The sequence below is a fragment of the Bacillus sp. SIMBA_074 genome (assembly GCF_046534555.1).
Lineage (GTDB): Bacteria > Bacillota > Bacilli > Bacillales > Bacillaceae_G > Bacillus_A > Bacillus_A mycoides.
The window spans coordinates 1-278 of sequence record NZ_JAWRYM010000402.1 but is presented as its reverse complement, the minus strand read 5'-3'; the positions used below and the strand labels follow the sequence as shown (position 1 = coordinate 278).

General features: G+C 51.8%; 1 pseudogene. It reads right to left on the bottom strand.

Annotation, left to right across the window (positions count from 1 at the left end):
* Nucleotides 1-27: 27 nt before the first annotated feature.
* Nucleotides 28-278 (bottom strand): annotated as a pseudogene (locus SB773_RS31325) (hypothetical protein); the annotation flags it as partial.

The window sequence follows — 278 nt, the reverse complement described above, 5'->3', positions numbered from 1 at the left end:
ATAGCACTTTAATTTGCCGGTATTTTATCACTTACCGGCAGTTTTGTGCTGCTGCAATAGCCATTGGTACAAGTCCGAACCGGCGTAGACCTGTTTCCAGGCATCGTGTCCGGCTTGCTCCAGCATACTGAACCGCACGTTGTCATGCCCAAGCTGACGCAGCCGTTCTATGCCCGGATAAAAATAGTTTTTGTTGATAGCAAGATCGCGCCCGGCGGCAAATACCCACAGAGGTGTTTTAGCACGGGCGATAGGCGCCATTAAACCCGGATGTCCCC